This is a genomic window from Variovorax saccharolyticus (assembly GCF_030316765.1).
Taxonomy (GTDB): Bacteria; Pseudomonadota; Gammaproteobacteria; order Burkholderiales; family Burkholderiaceae_C; genus Variovorax; species Variovorax saccharolyticus.
Map to the genome: position 1 here is coordinate 340,521 of NZ_JASZYT010000002.1, position 25,744 is coordinate 366,264.

General features: G+C 69.6%; 27 protein-coding genes. 9 read left to right on the forward strand and 18 right to left on the reverse strand.

The features are described 5' to 3' along the window. Positions 1-21: 21 nt before the first annotated feature. Positions 22-486, forward strand: coding sequence for an EVE domain-containing protein (locus QTI45_RS07725; protein ID WP_286653940.1), 465 nt, complete (start codon positions 22-24; stop codon positions 484-486). Here the strand turns inward: QTI45_RS07725 and dmeF are convergent. Next, complete coding sequence (dmeF, locus tag QTI45_RS07730; RefSeq protein ID WP_286653941.1) at positions 464-1,459, reverse strand: CDF family Co(II)/Ni(II) efflux transporter DmeF; 996 nt, start codon at positions 1,457-1,459, stop codon at positions 464-466. The genes QTI45_RS07725 and dmeF overlap by 23 nt on opposite strands. Positions 1,460-1,500: 41 nt before the next feature. Here dmeF and QTI45_RS07735 point away from each other — a divergent pair, with 41 nt between their 5' ends. Then, entirely contained in the window at positions 1,501-1,773 is a 273-nt protein-coding gene (locus tag QTI45_RS07735) for a metal/formaldehyde-sensitive transcriptional repressor (RefSeq protein ID WP_286653942.1), read from the forward strand. Between the two features lie 10 nt (positions 1,774-1,783). On the opposite strand, the gene QTI45_RS07740 is transcribed toward QTI45_RS07735, so the two are convergent. Genes QTI45_RS07740 through QTI45_RS07750 form a run of 3 tightly spaced genes read right to left on the reverse strand, consistent with a single transcriptional unit; the run spans position 1,784 to position 5,654 of the window. Further along, positions 1,784-2,905, reverse strand: coding sequence for a CaiB/BaiF CoA transferase family protein (locus QTI45_RS07740; RefSeq protein ID WP_286653943.1), 1,122 nt, complete (start codon positions 2,903-2,905; stop codon positions 1,784-1,786). A gap of 16 nt (positions 2,906-2,921) precedes the next feature. Beyond that, positions 2,922-3,908 (reverse strand): Bug family tripartite tricarboxylate transporter substrate binding protein, encoded by a 987-nt coding sequence (locus tag QTI45_RS07745; protein WP_286653944.1) that lies wholly within the window; start codon positions 3,906-3,908, stop codon positions 2,922-2,924. Positions 3,909-3,941: 33 nt separating this feature from the next. Then, complete coding sequence (locus tag QTI45_RS07750; protein ID WP_286653945.1) at positions 3,942-5,654, reverse strand: acyl-CoA dehydrogenase family protein; 1,713 nt, start codon at positions 5,652-5,654, stop codon at positions 3,942-3,944. Between the two features lie 106 nt (positions 5,655-5,760). On the opposite strand from QTI45_RS07750, the gene QTI45_RS07755 reads away from it, so the two are divergent. Next, positions 5,761-6,660 carry a LysR family transcriptional regulator gene (locus QTI45_RS07755; RefSeq protein ID WP_286653946.1) on the forward strand — a complete coding sequence of 300 codons (900 nt, stop codon included), beginning with the start codon at positions 5,761-5,763 and terminating at the stop codon, positions 6,658-6,660. Here the strand turns inward: QTI45_RS07755 and QTI45_RS07760 are convergent. Next, positions 6,651-7,700, reverse strand: coding sequence for a serine/threonine protein kinase (locus QTI45_RS07760; protein ID WP_286653947.1), 1,050 nt, complete (start codon positions 7,698-7,700; stop codon positions 6,651-6,653). The two genes, QTI45_RS07755 and QTI45_RS07760, sit on opposite strands and share 10 nt — an antisense overlap. A gap of 213 nt (positions 7,701-7,913) precedes the next feature. Here QTI45_RS07760 and QTI45_RS07765 point away from each other — a divergent pair, with 213 nt between their 5' ends. Together QTI45_RS07765 and QTI45_RS07770 are read left to right on the forward strand one after the other, a co-directional pair. Then, positions 7,914-8,636 carry a cytochrome c oxidase assembly protein gene (locus QTI45_RS07765; RefSeq protein ID WP_286653948.1) on the forward strand — a complete coding sequence of 241 codons (723 nt, stop codon included), beginning with the start codon at positions 7,914-7,916 and terminating at the stop codon, positions 8,634-8,636. Beyond that, entirely contained in the window at positions 8,633-9,145 is a 513-nt protein-coding gene (locus QTI45_RS07770) for a HemJ family protein (RefSeq protein ID WP_286653949.1), read from the forward strand. Before QTI45_RS07765 ends, QTI45_RS07770 begins: the two co-directional genes overlap by 4 nt. Here QTI45_RS07770 and QTI45_RS07775 read toward each other — a convergent pair. Then, a complete protein-coding gene (locus QTI45_RS07775) occupies positions 9,109-9,618 on the reverse strand; it encodes a DUF2231 domain-containing protein (protein ID WP_286371153.1) in 510 nt (169 codons plus the stop codon). The two genes, QTI45_RS07770 and QTI45_RS07775, sit on opposite strands and share 37 nt — an antisense overlap. Positions 9,619-9,651: 33 nt before the next feature. On the opposite strand from QTI45_RS07775, the gene coxB reads away from it, so the two are divergent. The 4 genes from coxB to QTI45_RS07795 are packed head-to-tail and all read left to right on the forward strand — an operon-like array spanning position 9,652 to position 14,604. After that, a complete protein-coding gene (coxB, locus tag QTI45_RS07780) occupies positions 9,652-10,362 on the forward strand; it encodes a cytochrome c oxidase subunit II (protein WP_286653950.1) in 711 nt (236 codons plus the stop codon). Continuing rightward, positions 10,359-12,899, forward strand: coding sequence for a cytochrome c oxidase subunit I (ctaD, locus tag QTI45_RS07785; RefSeq protein ID WP_286653951.1), 2,541 nt, complete (start codon positions 10,359-10,361; stop codon positions 12,897-12,899). Before coxB ends, ctaD begins: the two co-directional genes overlap by 4 nt. Further along, positions 12,896-13,237, forward strand: a complete 342-nt coding sequence (locus QTI45_RS07790) for a hypothetical protein (protein ID WP_286371156.1) — start codon at positions 12,896-12,898, stop codon at positions 13,235-13,237. Before ctaD ends, QTI45_RS07790 begins: the two co-directional genes overlap by 4 nt. Positions 13,238-13,272: 35 nt before the next feature. Continuing rightward, positions 13,273-14,604, forward strand: a complete 1,332-nt coding sequence (locus tag QTI45_RS07795) for a ferredoxin reductase family protein (RefSeq protein WP_286653952.1) — start codon at positions 13,273-13,275, stop codon at positions 14,602-14,604. Positions 14,605-14,750: 146 nt separating this feature from the next. On the opposite strand, the gene QTI45_RS07800 is transcribed toward QTI45_RS07795, so the two are convergent. The 12 genes from QTI45_RS07800 to QTI45_RS07855 form a co-directional block, all read right to left on the reverse strand. After that, positions 14,751-15,683 (reverse strand): 2-hydroxyacid dehydrogenase, encoded by a 933-nt coding sequence (locus QTI45_RS07800; RefSeq protein ID WP_286654308.1) that lies wholly within the window; start codon positions 15,681-15,683, stop codon positions 14,751-14,753. 79 nt (positions 15,684-15,762) lie between these two features. Then, positions 15,763-16,098, reverse strand: a complete 336-nt coding sequence (locus tag QTI45_RS07805; RefSeq protein ID WP_286371158.1) for an NIPSNAP family protein — start codon at positions 16,096-16,098, stop codon at positions 15,763-15,765. Between the two features lie 8 nt (positions 16,099-16,106). After that, complete coding sequence (locus QTI45_RS07810) at positions 16,107-17,093, reverse strand: tripartite tricarboxylate transporter substrate-binding protein (protein WP_286653953.1); 987 nt, start codon at positions 17,091-17,093, stop codon at positions 16,107-16,109. Between the two features lie 79 nt (positions 17,094-17,172). Then, positions 17,173-17,958: a hydroxypyruvate isomerase family protein gene (locus QTI45_RS07815; RefSeq protein ID WP_286653954.1), complete on the reverse strand. Its 786-nt coding sequence runs from the start codon at positions 17,956-17,958 to the stop codon at positions 17,173-17,175. Between the two features lie 16 nt (positions 17,959-17,974). Continuing rightward, positions 17,975-18,871, reverse strand: coding sequence for an NAD(P)-dependent oxidoreductase (locus QTI45_RS07820; RefSeq protein ID WP_286653955.1), 897 nt, complete (start codon positions 18,869-18,871; stop codon positions 17,975-17,977). A gap of 92 nt (positions 18,872-18,963) precedes the next feature. After that, positions 18,964-20,676 carry a dihydroxy-acid dehydratase gene (gene ilvD, locus QTI45_RS07825; RefSeq protein ID WP_286653956.1) on the reverse strand — a complete coding sequence of 571 codons (1,713 nt, stop codon included), beginning with the start codon at positions 20,674-20,676 and terminating at the stop codon, positions 18,964-18,966. 55 nt (positions 20,677-20,731) lie between these two features. After that, positions 20,732-21,481, reverse strand: a complete 750-nt coding sequence (locus tag QTI45_RS07830; RefSeq protein ID WP_286653957.1) for a GntR family transcriptional regulator — start codon at positions 21,479-21,481, stop codon at positions 20,732-20,734. 184 nt (positions 21,482-21,665) lie between these two features. After that, positions 21,666-22,772, reverse strand: coding sequence for a DUF2855 family protein (locus QTI45_RS07835; RefSeq protein ID WP_286653958.1), 1,107 nt, complete (start codon positions 22,770-22,772; stop codon positions 21,666-21,668). Positions 22,773-22,891: 119 nt separating this feature from the next. Next, on the reverse strand, positions 22,892-23,317 hold the full coding sequence (locus tag QTI45_RS07840) for an organic hydroperoxide resistance protein (RefSeq protein ID WP_286506612.1): 426 nt from the start codon (positions 23,315-23,317) through the stop codon (positions 22,892-22,894). A 46-nt stretch (positions 23,318-23,363) separates the two neighbouring features. Then, on the reverse strand, positions 23,364-23,819 hold the full coding sequence (locus tag QTI45_RS07845) for a MarR family winged helix-turn-helix transcriptional regulator (protein ID WP_286371166.1): 456 nt from the start codon (positions 23,817-23,819) through the stop codon (positions 23,364-23,366). A 102-nt stretch (positions 23,820-23,921) separates the two neighbouring features. Beyond that, positions 23,922-24,737 carry a crotonase/enoyl-CoA hydratase family protein gene (locus QTI45_RS07850; RefSeq protein ID WP_286371167.1) on the reverse strand — a complete coding sequence of 272 codons (816 nt, stop codon included), beginning with the start codon at positions 24,735-24,737 and terminating at the stop codon, positions 23,922-23,924. A gap of 80 nt (positions 24,738-24,817) precedes the next feature. Further along, positions 24,818-25,666 carry a 3-hydroxybutyryl-CoA dehydrogenase gene (locus tag QTI45_RS07855; RefSeq protein WP_286653959.1) on the reverse strand — a complete coding sequence of 283 codons (849 nt, stop codon included), beginning with the start codon at positions 25,664-25,666 and terminating at the stop codon, positions 24,818-24,820. Positions 25,667-25,744: the final 78 nt, after the last annotated feature.

Sequence of the window (25,744 nt, forward strand, 5' to 3'; positions counted from 1 at the left end):
CACGCGCTGCGCGACGCCGCCATGTCCGGCTACTGGTTGATGAAGTCCGAGCCCGACGAGTGCTCGATCGACGACGCCCTCGCGGCGCCGAAGTCGACCGTGCCCTGGACCGGCGTGCGCAGCTACCAGGCGCGCAACTTCATGCGCGATGCGATGCAGGTCGGCGACGGCGTGCTGTTCTATCACTCGAGCTGCCCCGAGCCCGGCATCGTCGGCATCGCGCGCGTGGCATCGGGCACCCGGCCCGATCCGACCCAGTTCGATCCGGCCTCGCCCTACTTCGATGCCGCGTCCAAGGCCGAGCAGCCGCGCTGGCTGCTGCTGGACGTTGAGGCGTTGCGCAAGACCCGCCTGCTGTCGCTGCCGGAACTGCGCGCCACGCCGGCGCTGGCCGACATGCTGGTGCTGCGCCGCGGCAACCGGCTGTCGATCACGCCGGTCGAGCCGCAGCACTGGCAGCTCATCACGGAGCAGCTGCTGGCCTGAGCCCGGGGGCCGCCGCCACGCGGTTCACCTCGACCGAGATGTGGACCAGCTCCTCGTGGATGCGCAGCTGCTGCTTGAAGTAGTCCGGCCCCACATCGCTGTCGGTGGCCAGCGAGACGATGCAGGCGTACTTGCCCTTGCCCACGCGCCAGACGTGCAGGTCGCAGAGGGTGGCCGGCACCGGGCTGGCGTCGATCACCTCGCGGATCTCGGCCACCACCGGCGCGTTCATCTCGGCGTCCAGCAGCACCCGTCCGGATTCGCGCATCAGGCCCCAGGCCCAAGTCGCGACCAGCGCGGCGCCGACGATGCCCATCATCGGGTCGAGCCAGCTCGCGCCCCACAGCTTGCCGCCGAACAGCGCGAGGATGGCGAGCACCGAGGTGGCGGCATCGGCCACCACGTGCATGTAGGCCGAGCGCAGGTTCAGGTCGTCGTGCGCTGCGTGTCCATGGTGGCCGTGGTGGCCGTGGTCGTGCGGACCCTGCGCGGGGTGGTGGTGGCCGTGGTGCCCGCCGCGCAGCAGCCAGGCACAGAGCAGGTTCACCAGCAGACCCAGCACGGCGATCGCGATCGCCTGGTCGTAGCGGATGGCGGCCGGGGCCAGCAGCCGCTCGACCGACTGCCAGAGCATCGACGCGGCGACCAGCGCCAGCAGGATCGCGCTGGTGTAGCCGCCCAGGATCTCGATCTTCCAGGTGCCGAAGGAAAAGCGCCGGTCGGCGGCGAAGCGGCGCGCCGCCGCATAGGCGGCCACCGACAGGCCCAGGGCCACGGTGTGCGAGCTCATGTGCCAGCCATCGGCCAGCAGCGCCATGGAATTGAAGATCCAGCCGCCCGCGATCTCCAGCACCATCATCAGCGCCGTCAGGCCCGCGGCCCACAGCGTGGCCCGCTCGGCCAGCGGATTGCCTTCGTCGAAGACGTGGGAGTGCTGCCAGCCCCGGGCGGCGTGAGAAGTCTGGAGGGTCATATACTGCCCCCCAGTATATTCGGCAGAACAGGAAGAGGCCCATGAGCCATACGACCAACGCCAGCGCCAAGCTGCTGGCACGGGTGCGCCGCATCAAGGGCCAGGCGGCGGCGCTGGAGGGCGCACTCGGCGAGGGTGCCGAATGCATGGCGGTGCTGCAGCAGATCGCGGCGATCCGCGGCGCCGTCAACGGCCTGATGCGCGAGGTGCTCGAAGGCCATATCCGCGAGCACCTGGGTCCCGGCGCAAGCGCGGCGCAGCGGGGGGCCGAGACCGAGGCGGTGGTGGCGGCGCTGCGCTCCTATCTGAAGTAGCGCCGCCGGCCTATTCGAACTTGTCGCCGGGCGAAAGCGGCGCATGCCGGTAGCTGGCCGGCGTGCGGCTCAGCTTCACCGGCGAGCCGATGCCGCGGTAGCCACCTTCCATCTCGACCACCATCTCGCGATGCCGCGTGTGCGGATGCTCGAGCGCCGCGTCGACCTCCAGCACCGGCGCTGCCGGCACGCCGGCGGCCATCAGCTGGTCGACCAGTTTGCGGCCGTCGAAGGCCGCGAGCTGCGCCTCGAGCCGCTGCTTCAGGCCGTCGCGGTTCACCGAGCGCGAGCCGGCGTCGCGGTAGAGCGGGTCGTCGCTGAGCTCGGGCAAGCCGATCGTGCGGCAGAAGCTCGCGAACTGGCGGTCGTTGCCGACTGCCAGGAAGATCGGGTCGGTGCCGGTCTTGAGCGCGTCGTAGGGGTAGATGTTCGGGTGTGCGTTGCCGGTGCGGCGCGGCGCGCGGCCGTCGAGGAACCAGTTGGCGGCATGCGGGTGCAGCAGCGACAGCCCGCTGTCGTAGAGCGCCGCCTCGACGAACTGGCCGCGCCCGCTGCGGTTGCGCTCCTGCAGCGCGAGCAGCACGCCGATCACCGCGTTGAGTCCGGTCACCATGTCGACCACCGGAAGGCCGACCCGCAGCGGTCCGCCATCGGACTCGCCGTTGATGCTCATGATGCCGGTCATGGCCTGCACCGCGGCGTCGTAGCCCGGCAGCGCGCCGAGCGGCCCGTCGGCGCCGAAGCCCGACACGCGGCACCAGACCAGGCGCGGGAAGCGCTTCGACAGTTCGTCGTAGCCGATGCCCCAGCGCTCCATGGTGCCGGTCTTGAAGTTCTCGATCAGCACGTCGGCTTCGGCCACCAGCGCCAGCAGCGCCTCGCGCCCGTCGGCACTGCCGAGGTCGAGCGCCATGGTGCGTTTGTTGCGGTTCAGGCCGTGGTAATAGGACGCCACGCCATCCTTGAAGGGCGGGCCCCAGGTGCGCGTGTCGTCGCCCTGCGGCGGTTCGACCTTGAGCACGTCGGCGCCGTGGTCGCCGAGGATCTGGCCGCAGTACGGCCCGCCGAGGATGCGCGAGATATCGAGCACGCGGATGCCGGCCAGTGCGCCGGTGTTGACAGTCGAGGTCATGGCTGGCTCCCTGGCTTCAGTCCAGCTGCGCGCCGGACTTCTTGACCACGTCTTTCCACTTGGCGGTCTCCGACACGATGAAGCGTCCGAGCTGCTGCGGCGAGCCGTCCGTGGCCGGCTCCAGGCCCTGGGAGGCGAACAGCTGCCTGACCTTCGGCGTCGCCAGCGCGTCGGCGAAGGCCTTGTTGAGCTTGGCGACCGTGGCCGGCGGCGTGCCGGCCGGCGCCACGATGCCGAAGAAGACGCTGACGTCGTAGCCCGTGACGCCTTGCTCGGCCAGCGTCGGCAACTCCGGCAGGGCTTGCGAGCGCTGCGCCGTGGCGATGCCGAGCGCGCGCAGCTTGCCGGCCTTGACGTAGGGCAGCGCGGTCAGCACGTCGGTGAAGCTCATCGACACCTGGCCGCCCAGCAGGTCGTTGAGCGCCGGGCCGGTGCCCTTGTAGGGCACGTGCTGCAGGTCGGTGCCGGCGATGCCGTTGAACAGCACGCCCGCTAGGTGCGAGGAGGCGCCGTTGCCCGACGAGGCGTAGCTGAGCTTGCCCGGGTTGGCCTTGGCGTAGGCGATCAGCTCGCGCACATCCTTCGCGGGCACCGAGGGGTTCACCACCAGGATGTTGGGCAGATAGCCGATCTGGATCACCGGCGCGAAGCTCGTGGTCGGGTCGTAGTTGATCTTGCGGTAGAGGCTCGAATTGATGGCCAGCGGGCCCGAGGTGCCGAACAGCAGCGTGTGGCCGTCGGCCGGGGCGCGGGCCACGTACTCGGCGCCGATGTTGCCGCCGGCGCCGGCCCGGTTCTCGACGATCACGGGCTGGCCCAGCGTGTCCTTGATCTCGGCCGCCAGGGTGCGCGCCATCGCGTCGGTGGGGCCGCCCGGCGGGAACGGGATGATCAGGGAAACCGGCTTGGTCGGGAAGGCCTGGGCATGGGCCGTCGACAGTGCGGGCAGCAGGGGCAGGGCACCGAAGGCGCTGGCGAGGATCAGGGTCTTGAGCAGTTTCATGGTTGTCTCGATGTGTTCTTGTGCGGGTCTGGATCAGGCGGTGGCGGCCTGCTTCGTGGCCGTGGCGTTCCATGGCGCCGGCACCGCGTCGGGTGCGAGCGGGTCGCGCGGCAGCACGCGGTGCAGCAGCACGCCCTGCGCCCACTGGATGCGTTGCGTGGAGCCGCTGCGCGCGCCTTCCCAGGCCATCGCGATCGCGCTGCAGCTGTGATAGAGCGCAGAGGCGACCTGGCGTGCCAGCACGTCGCCGCCTTCTTGCGCCGCGGTCGCGGCCAGGGCCGCAGCGCGCGCCAGCGCGTCGCGCAGCGCCTGGGCGAAAGCCGGCGCCAGGGCGCAGTCGTCGAGCAGTCCGCCGAAGTGCGCCTGCAGCGCGGGCAGCGACTCCTCGCGCTTGATGGCGCGGATGACGTCGAGCGCGACGATGTTGCTGGTGCCTTCCCAGATCGAGCCCAGGTGGGCGTCGCGCAGCAGCCGCGGGTCGCTCCATTCCTCGATGTAGCCGCAGCCGCCGCGGACTTCCATCGCGTCGCCCGTCACCTTGCGGGCGTCGCGGCAGGCGCGGAACTTGATGAGCGGCGTCAGGATGCGCAGCAGCGCGTAGGCGCCTGCCTCCCCGCCGTCCGAGCGCGCCAGCGCCTGCGCGGTCTGGAACACCATGGTGCGGGCCTGCTCCGCCGGCAGCCTGAGCTTTTGCAGCTGCCGCTGCATCAGCGGCATGTCGGCCAGCCGGCGGCCGAAGGCGCGGCGTTCGCTGGCGATGTACTCGGCCTCGGCGACCGCCCGGCGCATCAGGCCGGCGGCGCGCACGCCGTTCGACAGGCGCGAGTTGTTGACCATGTCGGCCATCTGCTGGAAGCCGCGGCCCTGCTCGCCGACCAGGTAGGCGACCGCGCCCTCGAGCCGGATCTCGCCGCTGGCCATCGAGCGGGTGCCGAGCTTGTCCTTGAGGCGCAGGATGCGGTAGTGGTTGGCGCTGCCGTCCGCCAGCTGCTTCGGCAGCAGGAACAGCGACACGCCCTTCATGCCGGCCGGCGCGTCGGCGGCGCGCGCCAGCACCATCGCGAAGTCGGCATCGGGGTTGGAGCAGAACCACTTGTCGCCCTCGAGGCGCCACTGGCCGGCCTCGTCCCTGCGGGCCAGCGTGAGCGTGGCGGCGATGTCGGAGCCCGCCGCCTGCTCGGTCATGAACATCGCGCCCTGGGCCAGGGTGTCGAAGTCCAGCGACTGGAAGCGCGGCAGGAAGCGCTCGACCAGCTCCGGGCTGCCGAACTTCTTCAGCGTGCGGGCCAGCGAATCGGTCATCGAGACCGGGCAGCACAGGCCGAACTCGGCCTGCACGAAGAGATAGGTCAGCACGTACTTGACCAGCGGCGGCATCTTGCCCTTCCAGCCCAGGGTCTCGTCGCGGTGCGACATCGCGGCCAGGCCGAACTCGCTGAGCGCCAGGCGCTCCATCTCGACATAGGCCGGGTGCTTGATCACCTTCTGCTGGTCGATGCCGGTGCGGGTGCGCAGCGACAGCGTCGGCGGGTTCTTGTCGGCGGTCTGGGCCAGCTCGTCGAGCCGGCCGCCGGCCAGGGCGCCCAGGCGCTCGAAGTGCGGGCGCATGTGCAAGGCCAGCTCGGGCGGCAGGTAGAGCGCGAGCAGATGCTCGAGCTCGGTGTCGGTGGTGAAGAGGTTCTGCCCATGGCGGTCGGGCACCGGATGGGCGGGGGAATCAACGCGGGTTGCGGGGCTGCTGGGCATGTCTCGTCTCCTTTGTGGCTCGCATCTTTTCGCGCTTGACGATGCTTGTCCAATATCAGATACGTCTTGGTTGATCTGATCTGCCTATCGTGGAAAACTGCAAGCCATGGAACTGCGTCATCTGCGTTATTTCGTCGTGCTGGCCGAGGAGCTTCACTTCGGCCGGGCAGCGCGCCGGCTGGCGATTTCGCAACCGCCGCTGAGCGTCGCCATCCGGCAGCTCGAGGAATCGGTCGGCGCGCGGCTGTTCGATCGCAACAGCAAGGAGGTGCGGATGACGCCGGCCGGCCAGGCGCTGCAGGTCTCGGCCCGCCTGCTGCTGCGCCAGGCGGAAGAGGCCGCGCTGGAGGCGCACGACGTCTCGCGCGGGTCGGCCGGCCGGCTGCGGATCGGCTTCGTCGGCGCCATGCTCTACCGTGGCCTGCCGCAGGCGCTGGCCAAGTACCAGGCCCTGCATCCGGCGGTGCGCGTGACGCTGGCGGAGCTCAACTCGGGCGAGCAGATCACCGAGCTGCTGCATGACCGGCTGGATGTCGGTTTCGTCCACACCAGCCGCATGCCGGCCGAGCTGCGCCATGCGCTGCTGTTGTCGGAGCCCTTCCTCGCCTGCCTGCCGGTCGGGCATCGGCTGGCGCGCCGGCGCACGGTGGCCGTGGCGAGCCTGCGCGACGAAGCCTTCGTGCTGTTTTCACGCAGCGCATCGCCCGACTACCACGAGCGCATCCTCGCGATCTGCGCCGATGCCGGCTTCCGGCCCGAGGTGCGGCACGAGGTGCGGCACTGGCTGTCGGTGGTCTCGCTGGTCTCCCAGGGCATGGGCGTGGCGCTGGTGCCGAGCGCGCTGCAACGCACCGCGCTGCGGGGCGCGGTGTTTCGTCCGCTCGAAGAAGAAGCGGCCGGCTCCGACGCCTACTGCGTGTGGCGCGACGGGCCCGAGAACGCGGTGGTGCAGGGCTTTCTTCGCGTGGCGCGCGCCGTCACGCTGGCGCCCGTCGATCAGGCGTAGAGCGGTTCCTCGGCCATCGCCTCGCACTGGTCCTGCAGCATCTGGATCTGGCCTTTCCAGTAGTCGCTCGAACCGAACCACGGGAAGTTGATCGGGAAGATCGGGTCTTCCCAGCGCCGCGCGAGCCAGGCGCTGTAGTGGATCAGGCGCAAGGTGCGCAGCGGCTCGACCAGCGCCAGCTCGCGGCGATCGAAGTCGCGGAACTGCTCGTAGCCGTCGAGCAGGCCGCTCAGCTGCCCGGTCTGCTGCGCGCGGTCGCCCGACAGCAGCATCCAGAGATCCTGCACCGCGAAGCCGGTGCGGGCGTCGTCCAGGTCGACGAAGTGCGGGCCCCCGTCGGGGCGGTCGGTCGGCGTCCAGAGGATGTTGCCCGGATGCACGTCGCCATGCAGCCGCAGCCGCTTGAGGGCAGGGTCGCTGTCGCCGTCATGGCCGGTGCCGAGCGCGGTGGCGGCGATCATCTCGAAGGCGGCGTTGCAGGCGGTCTCCCATTCGCGCTGGACGTCGAGCGGCACCATCTCGTGGCCGAGCAGCCAATCGCGCGATGCGAGGCCGAAGGTCTGGAGGTCGAGTGCAGGGCGCGCCGCGAACGGCGTGCGGGAGCCGACCGCATGGATGCGCGCGAGAAAGCGGCCGACCCATTCGAGCACCTCGAAGTCGTCGAGCTCGGGCGCGCGGCCGCCGCGGTAGGGGCTGACGCTGAAGGCGAAGCCGCCGTGCTGGTGCAGCGTGCGGCCATCGACCGCGATCGGCGCCACGGCAGGCACTTCGGCCGCCGCGAGTTCGAGGGCGAAGGCGTGTTCCTCGAGGATCTCGTCTTCGCTCCAGCGGCCCGGCCGGTAGAACTTGACCACCACGGCGCTGCGGTCTTCCAGGTGGACCTGGTAGACGCGGTTCTCGTAGGAGTTGAGCGCAGTGAGGCGGCCGTCGCCGTGCAGGCCGAGCGCCGACAGCGCATCGAGCACCACGTCGGGCGTCAGGCTTTCGTAGGGGTGTGCGGCGGGAGCGGCACCGGGGGGAGGGGAGTTGGAAAGGGGCACGTCGCCATTGTCGGGCTTCGGCGCCTCGCGCTGGTCAGGATTGCGACGGATGCCGTGGCCCGGGAGGCCCCGAAGCGGCGGACCATTGCACAGCGAGGGCGGTTTGTCATTCCAGTCGAACCCTTGGACGAACCTCTGCCGCCCTGCTAGCATTTTCCAAAACCGACAGCCTGCGCCGAGCCGGGGTTGCAGAACGGGGGTAGGAGAGCCATGGTGAATTCACTGATCGCCTACTGCGGCGCCGCCGCGGTTCCCGACGATGCATGGATGCGCTGGAACGTCGATCCGATTCTGATCGCAGCGCTGGCCATCCTGGCCTTCGGCGTGGCGCGGGGCCGCGCATCCGATGCGCGTGCCGGCTGGGGTGCCATCGCGTTGATGGCGGTGGTCTTCATCTCGCCTCTTTGCGCCTTGTCGTCGGCGCTCTTCTCGGTTCGCGTGCTGCACCACGTGATCCTCATCGCCGCCGTGGCGCCGCTGCTCGCGCTGGCGTTCCCGCAGCGTCGCGCGGGCCGGGTGCCGCTGGCGATGCTGGTCGCGGTCCACGCGGTCGTCCTCTGGCTCTGGCATGCACCCGGACCCTATGCCTGGGGGCTGGCCAGCGTGCCGGCCTACTGGCTGATGCAGCTCACGCTGCTCGGCAGCGCCTGGCTGCTGTGGCGGGCCGTCCTGTCGCCGGCCACGCCTTCGGGCCTGGCGCTGGTCGCGCTCGCCGTGACGATCGGGCAGATGGGTCTGCTGGGCGCCCTGATCGTCTTCGCGGCGCAGCCCCTCTATCCGGTGCACTTCGCGAGCACCCTGGCCTGGGGCTTCACGCCGCTGGCCGACCAGCAGCTCGCCGGCCTGCTGATGTGGGTGCCGGCGATGCTGCCCTACCTGGGCGCCGGACTCTGGCGCGCCTGGACCAGCCTGCGGCCCGCGGAGGTGGCCCTGTGACGACCTTTCTCAAGTTCGTCCATCTGGCGACGATCGCGGTCTGGTCGGGCGGCTTGCTGGTGCTGCCCCTTCTGTTCTGGCAGCGGCGCGGGCTCGAGGCCGGGGCCGAGCTCGACCGGCTGCACCGGATCGTCCGGCTGGTGTATGTGGAGCTGACCTCGCCCGCCGCCTTCGTCGCGGTCGGCAGCGGCACCGCGCTGATCTTCCTGCAGGCCACCTACGAGGAGTGGTTCTCGATCAAGATGGTGCTGGTCGGCATCATGGCGATGCTGCACGTGGTGGCGGGGCTGGTGGTGCACCAGCTGTTCTCGCCCACCGGCCGCTTCGGGCGCTTCTCGTTCATCAGCTTGTCGGTCACCTACGCGGTGCTGATCCTCGCCATCCTGTGGGTGGTGCTGGCCAAGCCGCAGATCGACTCGAACCAGTTCGCCACCCACCTGTTCGAGCCCGGCGGCCTGTCACGCCTGTGGCATCAGTCCTTCGGCGACACCAGGATGCCGATGCCATGATCGAACACCAGCTTGCCCCCATGCCAGCCGGCGAAGCCGACCATGACGGACGCCAGCACCGACAGCATCAGGCCGTGCGGCAGCACCGAGGCCGGGTCGGTCAGGCGCAGGCCCCAGCTGGCGCCCGAGATGGCGACCAGCGTCATGGCCGCGATGGCATGCGACCAGCTGGCCTCGTGCAGCCGGATGCCGCGAACCAGCAGCAGCTCGCCGGTGCCGACCAGGCTGGCCGCGACGCCGCTCCAGAAGGCCATGCCGGCGGCCCACAGTCCCGCCCGCAGCCAGAACACATCGCCCGACCACCAGTAGAAGACATCGACGCCGAGCGTGGCGACCACGAACGCGACCGGGAAGTGCACCAGCATCACGTGCAGCGGATGGCCGACCAGCGCGACCGCCGAACCGACTTCGAGCCGCTGCAGCTCGAGCATGACCTCGCTGCGGGGTGGGGTGGTGTCGCCTTTGTTCGCCATGGTGCGTCTCCTTCTTCGCAGCGGGTGCTTCCGATGAGCGGCCATCGTAGCGGCTTGCGCGCGGCGCTCCAAGCCGCATCGCTGGCGATGCTGTGCGGCTGCAGCGGGCCGCTCTCGACGCTCGATCCCTCCGGGCCCGCCGCGGCCTCGATCGCGACCATGTGGTGGGTCATGCTGATCGGCTCGGCCTTGCTGTTCCTGCTCGTCGTCGGCATCTTCATCCTGGTGATCCGGCGGCCGGGCTGGGGCTCGAGCGTCTCGCCGACGCGCTGGATCGTGCTCGGCGGCCTGGTGCTGCCGGCCCTCGTGCTGCTGCCCTTGCTGGCCTACGGCCTGGTCACCGGCGAGCGCCTGCTGCCGCTGCCAGGCAGCGCGCCGCCGCAGCGCATCGAGGCGATCGCCTCGCAGTGGACCTGGACCTTCCGATATCCCGCACACGGCGGCGCCGAGACCCGCAACGTGCTGCTGCTGCCGGTCGGCCAGCCGGTCGACATGGTGGTGACGAGCAAGGACGTGATCCATGCCTTCTGGGTGCCGCGGCTCGCGGGCAAGGTCGATGCGGTGCCCGGGCGGGTCAACCGGCTGCGCATCCAGGCCGACCAGCCCGGCCGCTTCGAAGGCACCTGCGACGAGTTCTGCGGCACCGGCCACACGGGCATGCGCTTCGCGGTCATCGTGCATCGGCCGGAGGATTTTTCAGCCGCGTTGACGCAGGCGCTCTCAGCACCGGAGGCGAAGAAATGAGTGGACCCGTCGTCGATCCGCAGCCAGGAGGCGCCCGCGCACTGCGGCTGCACCGGGAGCTGAACAAGATCTGGGCCACCGGGCCGGGATGGCAGCGGCTGGCCGCGGTCAACCATTCGGTCATCGGCATGCGGATGTTCATCACGTCCTTCGTCTTCTTCCTCATCGCCGGGCTGCTGGGCATGCTGACCCGCGTGCAGCTGGCCACGCCGCATTCGCTGTTCCTCGACCCCGAGACCTACAACCAGGTGTTCTCGGTGCACGGCTCGATGATGCTGTTCCTGTTCGCGATCCCGATGGTCGAGAGCTTCGCGGTCTACCTGACGCCGAAGATCCTCGGAACCCGCGACTTCGCCTTCCCGCGGCTCACGGCCTACGGCTACTGGTGCTATCTGTTCGGCGCCTCGATCGTGACCGTCTCGCTGATCTTCGGCGTCGCGCCCAACAGTGGCTGGTTCATGTACACGCCGCTGAGCTCCAACGCCTTCACGCCGGGCGTGAATGCCGACGTCTGGCTGCTCGGCATCACCTTCGTCGAGATCTCGGCGCTGTCGCTGGCGATGGAGATCGTGGTGTCGGTCCTCAAGATGCGCGCGCCGGGGATGTCGCTCGACCGCATGCCGATCTTCGGCTGGTACATCCTGGTCACCGCGATGATGATGATCGTCGCCTTCCCGCCGCTGATCCTGGCCTCGATCCTGCTCGAGCTCGAGCGCGCCTTCGGCATGCCTTTCTTCGATCCGACGCGCGGCGGCGATTCGCTGCTGTGGCAGCACCTGTTCTGGCTCTTCGGCCATCCGGACGTCTACATCATCTTCCTGCCGATGGCCGGCGTGCTGTCGACCATGATCCCGGTCTTCGCCAACCGGCAGCTGGTGGGCTACCGCGCGATCGTGGTGGCGATCGTCGCGCTGGCCTTCCTGAGCTTCGGCATCTGGGTGCACCACATGTTCACGGTGGGCATCCCGCACCTGGCGCTGGCCTTCTTCTCGGCCGGCTCGGCGATCGTCGCGGTGCCGACCGCGGTGCAGGTCTTCGCCTGGCTGGCGACGCTGTCGCACGGCAGGCCGCGCTGGGACGTGCCGATGCTCTACGTCTTCGGCTTCTTCTTCGTCTTCGCGATGGGCGGGCTCACCGGCGTCATGCTCGCGATGGTGCCTTTCGACTGGCAGGCGCACGACACCTACTTCGTGGTCGCCCACATGCACTACGTGGTGGCCGGCGCGCTGGCCTTCCCGATGGTGGCGGCGCTCTACTACTGGCTGCCGCTCCTGACCGGGCGCGCCGCGGTGCAGCGCCTGTCGGTGCCGGCGTTCTGGCTGATCTTCGTCGGCTTCAACATGACCTTCTTCATGATGCACCTGACCGGCCTGCTGGGCATGCCGCGGCGCGTCTACACCTACCGCGGCGACGAAGGCTGGAACTGGCTCAACCTGCTGTCCTCGGTCGGCAGCTTCGTGATGACCATCGGCTTCGGGCTGCTGATCATCGACCTCGTGGTGCAGCTGCGCCATGGGCGCCGCGCGCGGCGCGACCCCTGGCGGGCCCAGACTTTCGAATGGGCGATGCCGATGCCGCCGGCGCCCTATGCCTTCGCATCGATCCCGCATGTCGGGCCGCAGACCGAGGGCGTGACGAAGTCCGAGCTGGCGGCTTCGCTGGCGCGCGGCGAGGGCTACCTGGGCGCCACGCGCAACGGCTGGCAGGAGGCGATGGGCGTGCACATCACGAGCGGCAAGCCCGAGCAGCTGATCGTGCTGCCGAACCCGACCTACCTGCCGCTGGTCACGGCGCTGTTCACGGGCGGCGCCGTGCTGGGCTTCCTGTTCAAGGCCTACTGGGTGTCGCTGGCGCTGGCGCTCGTCACCTTCGGCCTGTTCGTCTTCGCGGGGCGGCGCGCGGGCCTGCCGCGCGACTACGGTCCCTTGCCCGTCGGCCTCGGCGTCTCGGTGCCGCCGCACACCGAGGCCGCGAGTTCGCCGTCCTGGCTGGCGCTGATCTGCGCCCTGGTCGCCAACGGCACGCTGTTCACCTCGCTGGTGTTCGGCACCTTCTACCTCTGGCTGTCCGGCGGCGACTGGCAGAAGATGCCGCCGCCCGAACCGAGCCGGCTGCTGGCCTTCGGCGTGATCGCCTGCCTGGTGGTCGCGGCGGTGGCGGCGCGCGGCTCGCTCAGGGTCGTGGTCGCCAGCGGCAAGACCTCGGGCTGGATGGCGATCACCGCGCTCGCGCTGATGCTGGCGGCGGGGATGATCGTCGACTTGATCATCGGCGTCACGCCGCACCCGCGCGCGCATGCGCTCGGCGCCACCGCGTCGGTGCTGCTGGGCTATGTGGGCTTCCATGCCGCTGCCGGCCTGCTGTTCCTGATCAGCAACTTCCAGCGCGTGCGCAGCGGCTACATCTCGCGCTTGCGCTGCACCGACCTGCGCCTGACCCGGCTGTGGATCGACTACACGCTGGTGACCGGCGTCATCGCGCTGGGCCTGGTGCTGGCGCTGCCGTCGCTGGTCACGGTGCTGGGAGCCCGGCCATGAACGCGGTGACGACGGTTCCACCTCGGCGTGTCTGGTGGCTCGCGGCCGGCTTCATCGTCTGGTGCGTCGCGCTGTCGGCGCTCTATGCGATCCATGCCATCGGCTGCGCCTTCGGCTGGTCGGCCGGCGCGCTGCGCTGGACCCTGGTCCTCGTGTTCATCGCGCATCTGGTCGTGATCGGATGGATGTGGGGCCGGTTCGCCAAGGGCGCGCCCGACCCCGGATCGGGAGAGACCGGCAGCTTCCTGCACACCGCGATCGTCTGGACCACGATCACCGCGTTCGCCAGCGGCGTGCTCGCGCTCGGTCCGCCGCTGTTCCTCAGCGTCTGCATCTGATCGCCAGCCCCAGCCCGTTCCAGCACCGAACCCCCATGCAGTTCCGTGACCGAGATTTCCAGCGCCGGGTCATCTGGTCCGTGATCTACCTGTTGTTCATCCTGGCGCCGCTGCTGGCGCTGCTGACCGGCGCGATGCCGCCGGCGCGCGATTTCTGGACCGAGTTCTCGGTCGCGCTCGGCTACACCGGCCTCGCGATGATGGGGCTGCAGTTCGGGCTCACGGCGCGCTTCAGGCATGTCACTGACCCGTGGGGCGAGGACGTCATCTACCACTTCCATCGCCGGGTCTCGCTGCTCGCGGTCGGGCTGGTGGTGGTGCATCCGCTGATCCTGCTCGCCAACGGCTCCGAGAAGATGGCCATGCCCGACTCCCTGGCCGAGGTGCCGCTGGGTGCCGTGTTCGCGGTGCTGTCGCTCGGCGCGCTGGTCTTGCTGGTCGTGATGGCGCTGTGGCGCACCCGGCTGAAGATCAGCTACGAGTTCTGGCACTTCACGCACATCGGGCTCGCGCTGGTCGCGGTCGGCGGCGGGCTGCTCCACATGGTGGGCTGGGGCTTCTACCTGGCCGATCCGGTGAAGCGCGCGCTGTGGATCGGCATGACGATATTCTGGATCGCGCTGCTGCTGTACGTGCGCATCGTCAAGCCGCTGTTCATGCTGCGGCGGCCCTACCGCGTGGCCGAGGTGCGGGCCGAGCGCGGCGACACGACCACGCTGGTGATGCGGCCCGAGGGCCACGCCGGCTTCCGCTTCCGGCCCGGCCAGTTCGGCTGGCTCACGCTGTGGGGCAGCCCGTTCCGGATCACCGGCCACCCCTTTTCTTTCTCGTCGAGCGCGGAGGCCGCCGACGGGCGGGTCGAGATGACGATCCGCAACCTCGGCGATTTCACCAGCGGCATCGCCAAGGTGCCGGTGGGCCGGCGCGTCTACCTCGACGGGCCGTATGGCGCCTTCACCATCGGCAACCCGGCGGACATGCACGTGCTGATCGCGGGCGGCATCGGCATCACGCCGATGATGAGCATGATCCGCACGCTGGTCGACCGCGGCGACAAGCGGCCGCTGATCCTGCTCTACGGCGGCAAGGACCTCGAATCCCTGACCTTCAGGGATGAACTGGATGCGCTGGTGAAGCGGGTCGACCTCACGGTGGTCTATGTGCTGTCGCAGCCGCCGGAAGGCTGGCTCGGTGAAAGCGGCTACATCGATGCCGCCATGTTCAAGCGGCATCTGCCCCCGGGCTATGCCGACCACGAGTACTTCATCTGCGGCCCGGACGTGATGATGGATTCGATCGAGGCGGCGCTGGGCGAGATGAAGGTGCCGCTCTCGAAGTACCACTCCGAGCGCTACAGCTTCGTCTAGGAGACAGATCCCATGCGCCGCTTGTTCGCCGATCGACTGGTTCTCGCCACCGCGGCGATCGTGGCGCTGGTGGCGCTAGGTTTTGCGGTCTGGCGGGTGAGCGCCTGAATCCTCCGACGGGGCGGGCGGACTTGCCCCTCAGCCCCTCAGCCCCGCACCTCGGTCTCCAGCCGGCCCGATTCGACGTAGCGCCGCACATTGCGCAGCACCAGATCGGCCATCGCGCGCCGGGTCTCGGCCGTGCCGCTGGCGATGTGCGGCAGCAGCACCACGTTGTCCATCGCGAGCAGCGCCGGTGGTACCTGCGGTTCCTGCTCGAAGACGTCCAGCGCCGCGCCGCCGAGCTGGCGCGTCTGCAGCGCATGCACCAGCGCTTCTTCGTCGACCACCGATCCGCGGGCGATGTTGATCAGGAAGGACTGCGGCCCCAGGGCCTGCAGGACCTCGGTCGAGACCAGGTGGTGGGTCGCCGGCCCGCCGGAACAGGCCACCACGAGGAAGTCGGCCCAGTCGGCCAGCGCGACCAGGGAGGCTTCGTGCGTCCATCGGCTTTCGGCCATGGGCGCGGGCGTGTGGTAGCGGATCTCCATGTCGAAGCCGGTGCAGCGCCGGGCCACGGTCTGCCCGATGCGGCCCATGCCCAGGAAGCCCAGGCGCTTGCCGCTGACGCGGGTGCCCAGCGGCGGCGGCCCCTTCGAGATCCAGTCGCCGCGCCGCACATGGCGATCCGCCGCCGTCAGGCCGCGCGCGACGTCGATCATCAGGCCCACGGCCAGGTCGGCGACGCAGTCGTTGAGCACGTCGGGCGTGTTGCTGACCACGATGCCGCGGCTGCGCGCCGCCGCCAGGTCGAGGGCGTCGCAGCCCACGCCCAGGCTGCAGATGGCCCGCAACTGCGGCAGGCGGTCCATCAGGGCGGCGTCCGCGCCGGCCGTGGCATGGGTCAGCAGCAGGCCGAATTCGCTGCCGTGCGCAGCCAGGAAGTCCTGCGGCGCGGCTTCGCGCCAGAGCGGATGCACATCGAACTCGCGTTGCAGTTGCGTCTCGAGGGCCGGCGGCAGCGGCGCGAGCTGGAGCATGCGCGGGCGGGGGCTCACGATGCGACCTCCATGCTTCGCATTGCGGTGCGAGCCCCCTTCGGAGCGGCCGGGCGGGGGCTCATCGATCGGCCTCCGCGCCGAGGGCCGCCAGGTTCACCGCATTGAGGATGGTGTTCTCCTGCCGGATCACATGGCCGTCGGCCAGGCTCCTGGCCTTGTAGGCGCGCCACTGCGCATCGTCCTCCAGGGCGCGGCGCCGCTGCTCGCGATCGGCCATGTTCTCGTACTGCCAGAGATGCACCACCTGGCTCAGCGTGCCGACTTCGGTCGTGTAGTAGCCCAGCGGCGGGCCCAGGTGGCGCTTCTGCGCCGGCAGGCCTTCGCGGGCATAGCGCTGCAGGAAGGCCGGAACCGCGCCGATGCCGAGGGTGTAGGTTCTGAGATCCACGATCATCGTCGTCCTCACTGCGGCGTGTAGCCGACGTTGCTGACCATCGTGGTCCAGGCCTTGTTGGTCTCCTTCACCCGCGCGGTCAGTTCGGCCGGCGTGCTCGATGCCGCCGTGACGCCCATGTTGGCCAGCGTCTCGGTGAATTCGGGCGAGCGCACCAGCTTGGCGAGCGCGGTGCTGTAGGACTGCAGCAAGGCCGGCGGCGTGTTGGCCGGTGCGAAGAGACTGGTGAAGATCACCTCTTCGTAGCCCTGGATGCCGAGCTCGGCATAGGTCGGGACGTCGGGCAGCAGCGGCAGGCGCTTGGTGCCGTTGACCGCCACGATGCGGGTCTTGCCCGCCTTGGCGGGCGGCAGCATCGCCCCCACCGAACCGATGCCGGCGGGGATCTGGCCGGCGATCAGGTCCTGCAGCATCGGGGCGTCGCCGCGATAGGGCACCGACTTGAGATCGGAGCCCAGCACGCGCGAGACGATGTCCACCGCGAACACGGGCGCGCTCGCGGGCGCCGGCACGCCGACGTTGCCGCGGCCCGGGTTGGCCTTGGCCCAGGTCGCGAAGTCGCGCAGGCCGGCATTGGGATTGCCGAGGGTGGTCGGGTTGACGACGAACACGTCGGGATGGATCGCCACCAGTCCCACCGGGGCGAAGTCCTTCAGCGCATCGAAGCCGGGGTTCAGCGTGGTCAGCGGGATCATCGACACCGTGTGGCTGTTCGACAGGAACAGCGTGAGCCCGTCCGGCCGTGCGGCCTTGAGCGCCTGTGCCGCGATCTGGCCACCGGCGCCCGAGCGGTTCTCGACCACGAAGGGGCGCTTGAGTTCCTGCTGGAGTCCGAGCGCCAGGTGGCGCGCGATGACGTCGGTGCCGCTGCCTGCGTTCGAGCCGACCATGATCTTCACGGCGGCGTCGTCGGCGTAGGCACAGGCGGCGGAAGCCGCCAGGGCCGATGCAGTGGCCAGGCGCAGGAGTGTCTTGAAGGCGGAAGGGAGCTTCATGGTGCGGGGCTTTCGAAGGGTTGCAGGGAAGGTGGGGAAAGCGGGGGAAGGGACGAGCAGGAGCCGATGGCGCCGGGCGTCATGCGACCAGGCCCTGGGCGCGCAGCGGCGCGCACCAGCGCAGCCCTTCGGCGGGGTCGGCGCGCGGCTGGTATTCGCAGCCCAGCCAGCCCTCGTAGCCCAGAGAGGCGAGCAGGGAGACCGCCGCGGCCAGCCCGTCCCGGTCCAGTTCGGGCTCGTGCCGGCCGGGCGTTCCGGCGATCTGCGCGTGGCCGATCCAGGGCGCGGCCTCGCGCACCGCCGAGGCCAGGTCGAGGTTTTCACGCAGGCAGTGGTAGTAGTCGAACTGCAGGCGCAGGTGCGGCGTGTCGAAGTGCCGGAGGATGTCGATCGCCTGGCTCGGCAGGTGATAGAAGTAGCCGGCCATGTCGCCGCGGTTGAGCGCCTCGAGCGTCAGCACCAGGCCGAGCCGCCGGGCATGGCCCAGCGCATGCTCGAGGTTCTGCAGCAGGGCGTCGCGGCAGGCCCGGGCGTCGAGGCCGCGCACGTCGCCCGCCATCACGTGGATGCGGGTGCAGCCGGTGGCCTGCGCGACCGCCAGTGCGCGCGCGAAGCAACGCCGGAACTCGGCCTGCGCGCCGGGCAGCGCGGCCCATCCGAGGTGGCCCGGCGCGGCGTCGATGGGCGTGTTGAAAAGCACCAGCGCAAGTCCGTGCCGGCGCAAGGCATCGGCGTACCACTCGGGCGGCTGCTCGTAGGGCAGCAGGATCTCCACGCCCTCGAAGCCGTCCCGCGCGGCGGCGGCGAATCGGTCCTGCTCGGGCAGGTGGCCGTACATCCAGCTCAGGTTGGCAGCCAGTCGCATGGCAGTCTCGCGCGGCTCAGCCGGCAATGGTCCGGGCGAAGGCGGCGCGCCGCTCCGGCAGCATGATGCTGATCACCGAGGACAGCTCCGCGGCGCCCAGGCCCATGGCAGCGGCTGCCCGCAGCACCTGCTGCACCGAACTGGTCACCGGCATCGGCGCGCCGCTCTGCTGGGCCACGGCGGCCACCGTGTCGACGTCCTTCAGCATGGTCGACAGCGCGCCGATCGATTCGGGCTGGACGTCGATCATGCGCGGCACGAAGACCTGCAGCGGCTTCGAATCCGCCCAGCCGCCGGCCAGCGCCTGCGCCAGCTTGCCGACCTCGATCCCGTTGCGCTCGGCCAGGCCGATGGCCTCGGCGATGGCAACCACGGTGGTCGCCACGATGGCCTGGTTGCACAGCTTGGTGGCTTGTCCGGCGCCGCTGGATCCCATGTGCGTGACCCGCCCGGCGTAGGCCCGCATGGCTTCGGCCGCATCCGCCACGCTCTGCGCCGCGCCGCCCGCCATGATCGCCAGCGTGCCGGCCTCGACGCCTGAGACGCCGCCCGAGACCGGCGCGTCGACCCAGGCGGCGCCGCAGGCCTGCTGCAGGCGCTGCGCCAGCCGGCGGGTGGTCTCGGGCGGAATGCTCGAATGGTCGGCCAGCCATTTCAAGCCCTGCGCGTGGACCACGCCATCGGCACCGAAGACCACGGCCTCGACCGCGTCGGCGTCATAGAGGCACATCAGCACGGCATCGACATCGCTGGCGGCGAGGGCCGGCGTGGCCGCGGCGACCGCGCCCAGCGCCTCGAGCGGCGCAATCTTTGCAGGCGAGCGGTTCCATACCTTGACGGCATGGCCGGCCGCCAGCAGCTTGCGGACCATCGGAGCGCCCATCAGGCCCAGACCACAGAAACCGATCTTCATGTCAACTGACTTTCTTCATTGCGTGGATGGCAGGGATTGGCCCGCGGCCGATGCGCGTTGCGGCGCCCGGTCGCGGCAAAACGGCGGGCGATTCAGGCCTGCTCGGGTTCCTCGTAGGCCCAGATGACCTTGCCCGCATGGGTGACGGCGCCTTCGTGGGTCGGACCGACCAGGCGCGCGTACTTCTCGAGGGCGCCGGCCAGGCGCTCGGGTGCTGCGGGCTGCCAGGCGGCCCGGCGTGCCGCCAGTTCGGCTTCGTCGACCTGGAGATGGATCGAGCCGGCCGTGGCGTCGATGCGGATGCGGTCGCCGTCGCGCACCAGCCCGATGGCGCCGCCCGCGGCCGCCTCCGGACTCGCATAGCCGATGCACATGCCGCGCGTTGCGCCCGAGAAACGGCCGTCGGTCAGGAGGGCCACCTTCTCGCCCATGCCCTGGCCGTAGATGGCGGCCGTGACGCTGAGCATCTCGCGCATGCCGGGGCCGCCCTTCGGGCCTTCGTTGCGGATGATGAGCACGTCGCCCGCCTCGTAGGCGCGCGCGGACACCACGCGCATGCAGGCCTCCTCGTTCTCGAAGACCCGGGCCCGGCCCTCGAAGGCCAGCGACTTGAGTCCGGCGATCTTGAGCAGTGCGCCGTTCGGGCACAGGTTGCCCTTGAGGACCACGAGGCCGCCGGTCGGGTGCAGCGGTGCGTCGCAGTCGCGCACGATCTTGCCGTCGGCGCCGGGGAAACGGGCCAGCGCCTCGGCCAGCGTGAGGCCGTCGATGGTCAGCGTGTCGCCGTGCAGGTGACCGCTGCGCAGCAGTGCGTTCAGCACCGCGGGCACGCCGCCGATGACATCGAGGTCGCGCGCCAGGTAGCGGCCGCCAGGCTGCAGGTCGGCGATCAGCGGCGTGCGCTGGAAGACTTCGGCCACGTCGTCGAGCGTGAAGCGGATGCCGGCTTCGTGGGCGATCGCCGGAATGTGCAGCGCGGCATTGGTCGAGCCGCCGGTGGCGGCGACGGCCGCGCAGGCGTTCTCGATGCTCTTGCGGGTGACCAGGTCGCGCGGCAGCGGGCTGCCGGTGCGCAGCATCTCCATCACGCGGCGGCCGGCCCGGCGCGCCAGCGCATGGCGCTCGCTGTACACCGCCGGCATGGTGGCCGAACCGAGCATCGACAGGCCCAGCGTCTCGCCGACCATGCCCATGGTGTTGGCGGTGAACTGGCCCGGGCAGGCGCCCACGGTCATGGCGCAGCTGCGCTCGACGCGGTCGAGCTGCTCGCGGCTGATCTCGCCCGTCTGGTAGCGGCCGACGCCCTCGATAGCGGTCAGGACCGTGTTCTCGCCGCCTTCGGCCGTGCGCCCCGGCAGCATCGAGCCGCCGTAGACGAAGACCGAGGGCACGTTGAGCCGCACCATCGCCATCATGGTGCCCGGCAGGGTCTTGTCGCAGCCCGCGAAGCCCACCAGGGCGTCGTAGGCGTGGCCGCGCACCGCGACCTCGATGCTGTCGGCGATCAGTTCGCGCGACAGCAGGCTCATGCGCATGCCGTCGTGGTTCATCGAGGTGCCGTCGGACACCGAGATGGTCGAGAAGGAGACCGGGAAGCCGCCGCCCTCGGCGACGCCGAGCCGGGCGCTGTCGGCCTGCGGGCCGAGCGACTTCGAGCAGGGCGTGTTGTCGCCGGCGGTGCTGACGATGCCGACCAGGGACTTGTCCATGTCCTCGTCGCCCATGCCGGTGGCGCGCAGGAAGGCGCGGTGGGCGGCCCGGCTCGGGCCCTGGGTCACCATCTTCGAACGGTGCTTGTGCAGCATTTTTTTCCTCGTGGGTTGCAGGGACGCCGGCCGCGCGCGGTGCGCGGCCGGGGTCTTATTTCTTGAAGGGGATGGCGCCGGCGGCGGCACCGTTGCCGGCCGTGCCCGGGCTCAGGCGGTCGAAGACCCAGGCGACATCGGTCTCGATGCACTTGCGGGCGCGGGCGTAGTCGCCTTGCTGGATCGCCTCGATGGTCGATTCATGCAACTGGTCGGCGGGCAGCTCGTCGGTGTGCAGGAACTCGCGCGTGGCCCGCAAGTAGGAGCCCGATTGCAGCCACAGGCTCTCGATCATGGCCATCATCACGGGGGACTCGGCGGCCTGGTAGATCGTGAAGTGGAAGACGCGGTTCTGCTCCAGGCTGGTCGCGATGCCTTCGCGGGTGCGGCGCGCCTGCGTGATCTCGCGCGCCAGCTGGGCCAGCGAATCCAGCACGGCGGGCGAGAGGCGGGGCGCGGCCCATTCGGTGACCGTGCCTTCGATCATGGTCCGCGCGCGGCGGATGTCGTCGAGCCGGGCCTGGGTGATCAGCGGCACGCGCGTGGTGCCGTTGCGCATCGGTTCCAGCCCCTGCTGGGCGACCAGCCGGCGCAAGGCCTCGCGCACCGGCATCGTGCTGGTGCCCAGGGCATCGGCCAGGTACTGGATTCCCAACACCTGGCCGGCCCGGTATTCGCCGTGCATCAGCTTGTTGCGCAAGGCCTGGTAGACGGATTCGTTGACCGATGAGCGGACGATCGGCTCCAGCGCTTCCAGCGGGTCCGAAGAAAGGGGCGCCTCATCGTTGAAAGGGTCGGGCAGCATGTTGATGAGTGATTACTGATGTTTGATCAAAACTGGTACGGACCACAGCTTAACCAGTGCACATTCAGGTGCGGCTAGGGGTTTCTCCGGGCAAAACCGCACCAACTGCGTTCAAAAACCCGTATCTGTTTTCTGTATGAAACGAAACCAGGGTTCTTGAAGGCGCTCAGCGTTGTATGAGCAACTAGCGTGCCATTGAAATCACGTGCCCGGTGCGAGGATCGCCACGCCCTGCAAGGACCTCCGCATAGGCGGCTTGGGCGGCGGCCGTGCCCCGGTGGTGCGCGACGGCCAGCCACGGCCGGGGGCCTTCGTTCACCCGCGCAACGAAGGCCTGCCAGGCCCGCACCATGCGCTGCCCGAACTCCTGCGGGCCCCAATCGCCGCTGCGCTTCTTGACTTGCGCCGGCGCGAAGAACAGCGTCGCCCGCGGGCCGGGCAGGTTCTTGCCGGCGCCGCTCGCGGCCAGCTGGTCGACGTGCGTGCCGCCGATCGAGGCGCTGTGCTTCAGGTTCGCGAAGCGGGTGTGGATCTCGCGCCGGAGCGCGCCGTTGCCGGCGAAGTCCACGTAGACGCAGGGCGCGTCGGCCGCGACCTGGTCCAGTTCTTCATATGCGAGCACGCGGTGGTAGCAGCCCAGGCTCTCGCAGAAGGCCTTGTTGGCGGCCGAGGTCAGGCCGACCACCTCGATGCCCTCGCGCTGCGCCAGCTGGAAGGCGGTGCCGTAGGCCGTCTTGCTCGATGCGCTGGACAGCAGCGCGACGCCGGGGCGGGCGCCGAAGAAGTCGTTGTCGTCGAGGAAGTCGTCGATCAGCCACGAGGTCAGGAAGAGCGGCCGCAGCAGCGACTGCAGCGGCTCGGTGTCGGCCGTGTAGAGCGGGTCGGAGCGGGTTCGCAGGTACTGGTTGTAGACCGAGGGCAGGGCGCTGCGGTGCGCCGCGCCGTCGGTGAAGCGCTCGGGCGACAGCCGCTCGGGCGTCAGCTCGGCGGCCGAGGCCATCGGGAAATAGCCGTAGAGCCGTTCGCCCACCGCGACCCCCGGATGCAGCGAGTGCGACACGGTCGCGAAGCCCCAGACCGGAATGATCCCCCAGCCTTCTTCGCCGCTCGGGAAGAACTGCCAGTAGCTCATCGCCTCGCCGAAGGCCGCATAGGTGATGTTGTTCGAGGTCAGCGCGAACTGCTCGATGCGCACGCGCACCTGGCCATCGGCGAGGCGCTCGTCGTCGCCGCTGCGCAGGCGGGTGGCGGAAAGGTCGTCCTTGCGGACCAGGAGGCTGTCTGTGCTCATCCGGCCACCTTAGCCGAGCGGCACCGGGAGCGCACGAGAAAAAGCCCGGCCAACGGTCGCTCAGGCGACCCGTTGCCGGGCTTCGGGGGCGGCTCGCACCGCCGTGCCGGATCGGCCGATCAGACGATCGAGAGTTCGACGTCGATGTTGCCGCGGGTGGCGTTCGAGTACGGGCAGACCTGGTGCGCGGTCTCGACCAGCAGCTTCTTCTGGGCGTCGTCGAGGCCGGGCAGCGTGATCGCGAGCTTGACCGCGATGCCGTAGGCCTTGCCTTCGTTGATCGGGCCGAGAGAGACGCTGGAATCGATCGCGACGTCGTCCGGCACCTTGACGCTGATCTTCGGGCCGACGGCCTTCATGGCGCCGATGAAGCAGGCGGCATAGCCGACCGCGAACAGCTGCTCGGGGTTGGTGCCGGGCTTGCCCGAGCCGGGCGAGCTGAGCTTGACGTCGATCGCGCCGTCGCTGGACTTGCCGGCGCCGTCGCGGCCGCCGACGGTGTGGGCTTCGGCGGTGTAGAGAACCTTGTCGAGCTTGGTGGTCATGGTGATTCCTTTGCAGTGGTTGAGGGAGGGGGAAAACGGAGTGGGTTCACGCGGCTTTTCTGATGCGGTCGCGCAGCGATTGCATCTGCTGCGTGAGCGCGACCAGTTCGGGCACCGAGCATTCGGAGGCCGCCAGCAGGCAGCCGGGAACCTGGGCCGCGCGGGCCTTGAGCTTGCGGCCCGCCGCCGTGAGGCTGACATGGACGCGGCGCTCGTCGGCGACGTCGCGGATGCGGGCCACCAGGCCGTTGGCCTCGAGGCGCTTGAGCAGCGGGGTCAGCGTGCCCGAGTCGAGCGACAGCCGCTCGCCGAGCTCGGACACGGTGAGCCCGTCGCGCTCCCAGAGCACCAGCAGCACGAGGTATTGCGGGTAGGTGAGGCCGAGCTTCTCCAGCAGCGGCTTGTAGAGCCGCGTCATCGCCAGCGAGGCCGAATAGACTGCGAAGCAGAGCTGGTTGTCCAGCTTCAGCAGGTCGTCGGAGGAGAGCGTTGCGGAGGGCATGGGCTGAATTCTAGCGAGCAATTAAATTGTGCGCAATATAAATGCTGGCAGCAGGGCCTTTGCCTGCCGCGGCCACCGCCATGGTGGCCGAAACCCGATGCGTCAACGGCCGCTGAAGCGCGCCGGCCGTCGCTCGACGAAGGAGCGCACGCCTTCTGCCGCATCCTCGCTGTTCGCGAGGCCCTGCTGCACCGGGATGAATTCCTCGACCGCCGCCAGCGGCCCCTGCTCGATCGCCTTGATCACGTTGAGACGGGTCGCGACCACCGCCAGCGGCGCCTGGGCCGCGATCCGCTGCGCGATGCGCAGCGCCTCGTCGAGCTCCTGCCCGGCCGGCACCACGCGCTGCACGAAGTTGAGGCGGAAGGCCTCGGCACTGTCGAACTCGTCGGCAGTGAGCAGGTGCAGCATCGCATTGCCGAGCCCCGCGCGCTCGGCCATGCGCAAGGTGGCGCCGCCGGTGGCCATGATGCCGCGCTGCACCTCCATCTGCGAGAAGCGGCAGTTGTCGGCCGCCACCACGATGTCGGCGCCCAGCATCAGCTCGATGCCGACCGTGAAGCAGATGCCCTTGACCGCCACCACCATCGGCTTGGTGCGCCGGCGGTAGCCGGCCAGGCCGAAGTCGTGCGGCTCGACCAGTCCTTGCGGAATCGCCTTCTCGCCGCGCCGCATGTACTCGGCCACGGCGGGCAGGTCGAGGCCGGCCGTGAAGTGATCGCCGAAGGCGTGCAGCACGCCCACGCGCAGCGCCGGGTCGTCGTCCAGCCGCGTGTAGGCCTCGGCCAGCTGCTTGAACATCGGCGGCGTCCAGCCGTTGCGCTTGGCGGGCCGGTTGATGCCGATCAGCAGCACGTGGTCGAGCACCTGGGTGTCGATGCAGCCTTCGGGGGGCGGGGTGGTGGGGGTGGCGGACATCTGTGCTTGTCTCCTTTTCCAGTCAGTTGGGGACAGAGCAAAAACTGCTGCGCAGTTTCTTGGTCTGTCCCGCAAGGTCATCAGTAGGTATACACGCCGCGCCCGGTCTTGCGCCCGAGCTGGCCGGCGGCCACCATCTCCTTCAGCAGCGGGCAGGGGCGGTACTTGGAGTCGCCGAACTGCTCCAGGTACACCTCCATCACCGCCAGGCAGACGTCGAGCCCGATCATGTCGGCCAGCGCCAGCGGGCCGATCGGCTGGTTGCAGCCGAGCTTCATGCCGGCGTCGATGTCCTCGGCGGTGGCCAGCCCCTCGGCCAGCACGAAGAAGGCCTCGTTGATCATGGGCACCAGGATGCGGTTGACCACGAAGCCCGGCGCGTTCTTCACGGTGATCGGCGACTTGCCGAGCTTCACGGCCAGTTCCTTGACCGCGTCGTGCGTCGCGTCGCTGGTCAGGTAGCCGCGGATGATCTCCACCAGCGCCATCATCGGCACCGGGTTGAAGAAGTGCATGCCGATGAAGCGGTCGGCGCGCGAGGTCGCCGCGGCCAGCTGGGTGATCGAGATCGACGAGGTGTTCGAGGCGATGATCACCTCGGGCGCCAGCAGCTCGTCGACCTGCTTGAGGATCTTGAGCTTGAGCGCGTGGCTCTCGGTCGCCGCCTCGATCACGAGCTGGGCCGCCTTCAGGTCGTCGTAGTTGGTCGAGCCCTTGATCAAGGCCAGCGCGGCGTCCTTCTGGGCTGCCGTGAGCTTGTCCTTCTTGATCAGGCGGTCGAGGCTGCCCGCCACCGTGGCGACGCCCTTGTCGACCGCGGCCTGCGCGATGTCGACCATGACCACGTTGACGCCCGCGACCGCGCAGGCCTGGGCGATGCCGTTGCCCATCGTGCCCGCGCCAATGATGCCGACCGTCTGGATTGCCATGAGAAATACTCCTTGAACTGAAGAATGAAAAAGGGGGAGGTCGCCGCCCGCGGACGGCGTCCCGTGGCGGAGATTGTG

What these genes read in the sequence shown, in the direction of transcription:
- dmeF (WP_286653941.1), bottom strand. Translation starts at nt 1,459, where the DNA reads ATGACCCTCCAGACTTCTCACGCCGCCCGGGGCTGGCAGCACTCCCAC.
- QTI45_RS07835 (WP_286653958.1), bottom strand. Translation starts at nt 22,772, where the DNA reads ATGAGCACAGACAGCCTCCTGGTCCGCAAGGACGACCTTTCCGCCACC.
- QTI45_RS07775 (WP_286371153.1), bottom strand. Translation starts at nt 9,618, where the DNA reads ATGGCGAACAAAGGCGACACCACCCCACCCCGCAGCGAGGTCATGCTC.
- QTI45_RS07795 (WP_286653952.1), top strand. Translation starts at nt 13,273, where the DNA reads ATGCAGTTCCGTGACCGAGATTTCCAGCGCCGGGTCATCTGGTCCGTG.
- QTI45_RS07800 (WP_286654308.1), bottom strand. Translation starts at nt 15,683, where the DNA reads ATGCTCCAGCTCGCGCCGCTGCCGCCGGCCCTCGAGACGCAACTGCAA.
- QTI45_RS07855 (WP_286653959.1), bottom strand. Translation starts at nt 25,666, where the DNA reads ATGGCAATCCAGACGGTCGGCATCATTGGCGCGGGCACGATGGGCAAC.
- QTI45_RS07725 (WP_286653940.1), top strand. Translation starts at nt 22, where the DNA reads ATGTCCGGCTACTGGTTGATGAAGTCCGAGCCCGACGAGTGCTCGATC.
- QTI45_RS07745 (WP_286653944.1), bottom strand. Translation starts at nt 3,908, where the DNA reads ATGAAACTGCTCAAGACCCTGATCCTCGCCAGCGCCTTCGGTGCCCTG.
- QTI45_RS07850 (WP_286371167.1), bottom strand. Translation starts at nt 24,737, where the DNA reads ATGTCCGCCACCCCCACCACCCCGCCCCCCGAAGGCTGCATCGACACC.
- QTI45_RS07815 (WP_286653954.1), bottom strand. Translation starts at nt 17,958, where the DNA reads ATGCGACTGGCTGCCAACCTGAGCTGGATGTACGGCCACCTGCCCGAG.
- QTI45_RS07845 (WP_286371166.1), bottom strand. Translation starts at nt 23,819, where the DNA reads ATGCCCTCCGCAACGCTCTCCTCCGACGACCTGCTGAAGCTGGACAAC.
- QTI45_RS07790 (WP_286371156.1), top strand. Translation starts at nt 12,896, where the DNA reads ATGAACGCGGTGACGACGGTTCCACCTCGGCGTGTCTGGTGGCTCGCG.
- coxB (WP_286653950.1), top strand. Translation starts at nt 9,652, where the DNA reads ATGAGCGGCCATCGTAGCGGCTTGCGCGCGGCGCTCCAAGCCGCATCG.
- QTI45_RS07820 (WP_286653955.1), bottom strand. Translation starts at nt 18,871, where the DNA reads ATGAAGATCGGTTTCTGTGGTCTGGGCCTGATGGGCGCTCCGATGGTC.
- QTI45_RS07755 (WP_286653946.1), top strand. Translation starts at nt 5,761, where the DNA reads ATGGAACTGCGTCATCTGCGTTATTTCGTCGTGCTGGCCGAGGAGCTT.
- QTI45_RS07810 (WP_286653953.1), bottom strand. Translation starts at nt 17,093, where the DNA reads ATGAAGCTCCCTTCCGCCTTCAAGACACTCCTGCGCCTGGCCACTGCA.
- QTI45_RS07735 (WP_286653942.1), top strand. Translation starts at nt 1,501, where the DNA reads ATGAGCCATACGACCAACGCCAGCGCCAAGCTGCTGGCACGGGTGCGC.
- QTI45_RS07740 (WP_286653943.1), bottom strand. Translation starts at nt 2,905, where the DNA reads ATGACCTCGACTGTCAACACCGGCGCACTGGCCGGCATCCGCGTGCTC.
- QTI45_RS07750 (WP_286653945.1), bottom strand. Translation starts at nt 5,654, where the DNA reads ATGCCCAGCAGCCCCGCAACCCGCGTTGATTCCCCCGCCCATCCGGTG.
- QTI45_RS07840 (WP_286506612.1), bottom strand. Translation starts at nt 23,317, where the DNA reads ATGACCACCAAGCTCGACAAGGTTCTCTACACCGCCGAAGCCCACACC.
- QTI45_RS07805 (WP_286371158.1), bottom strand. Translation starts at nt 16,098, where the DNA reads ATGATCGTGGATCTCAGAACCTACACCCTCGGCATCGGCGCGGTTCCG.
- ilvD (WP_286653956.1), bottom strand. Translation starts at nt 20,676, where the DNA reads ATGCTGCACAAGCACCGTTCGAAGATGGTGACCCAGGGCCCGAGCCGG.
- QTI45_RS07830 (WP_286653957.1), bottom strand. Translation starts at nt 21,481, where the DNA reads ATGCTGCCCGACCCTTTCAACGATGAGGCGCCCCTTTCTTCGGACCCG.
- ctaD (WP_286653951.1), top strand. Translation starts at nt 10,359, where the DNA reads ATGAGTGGACCCGTCGTCGATCCGCAGCCAGGAGGCGCCCGCGCACTG.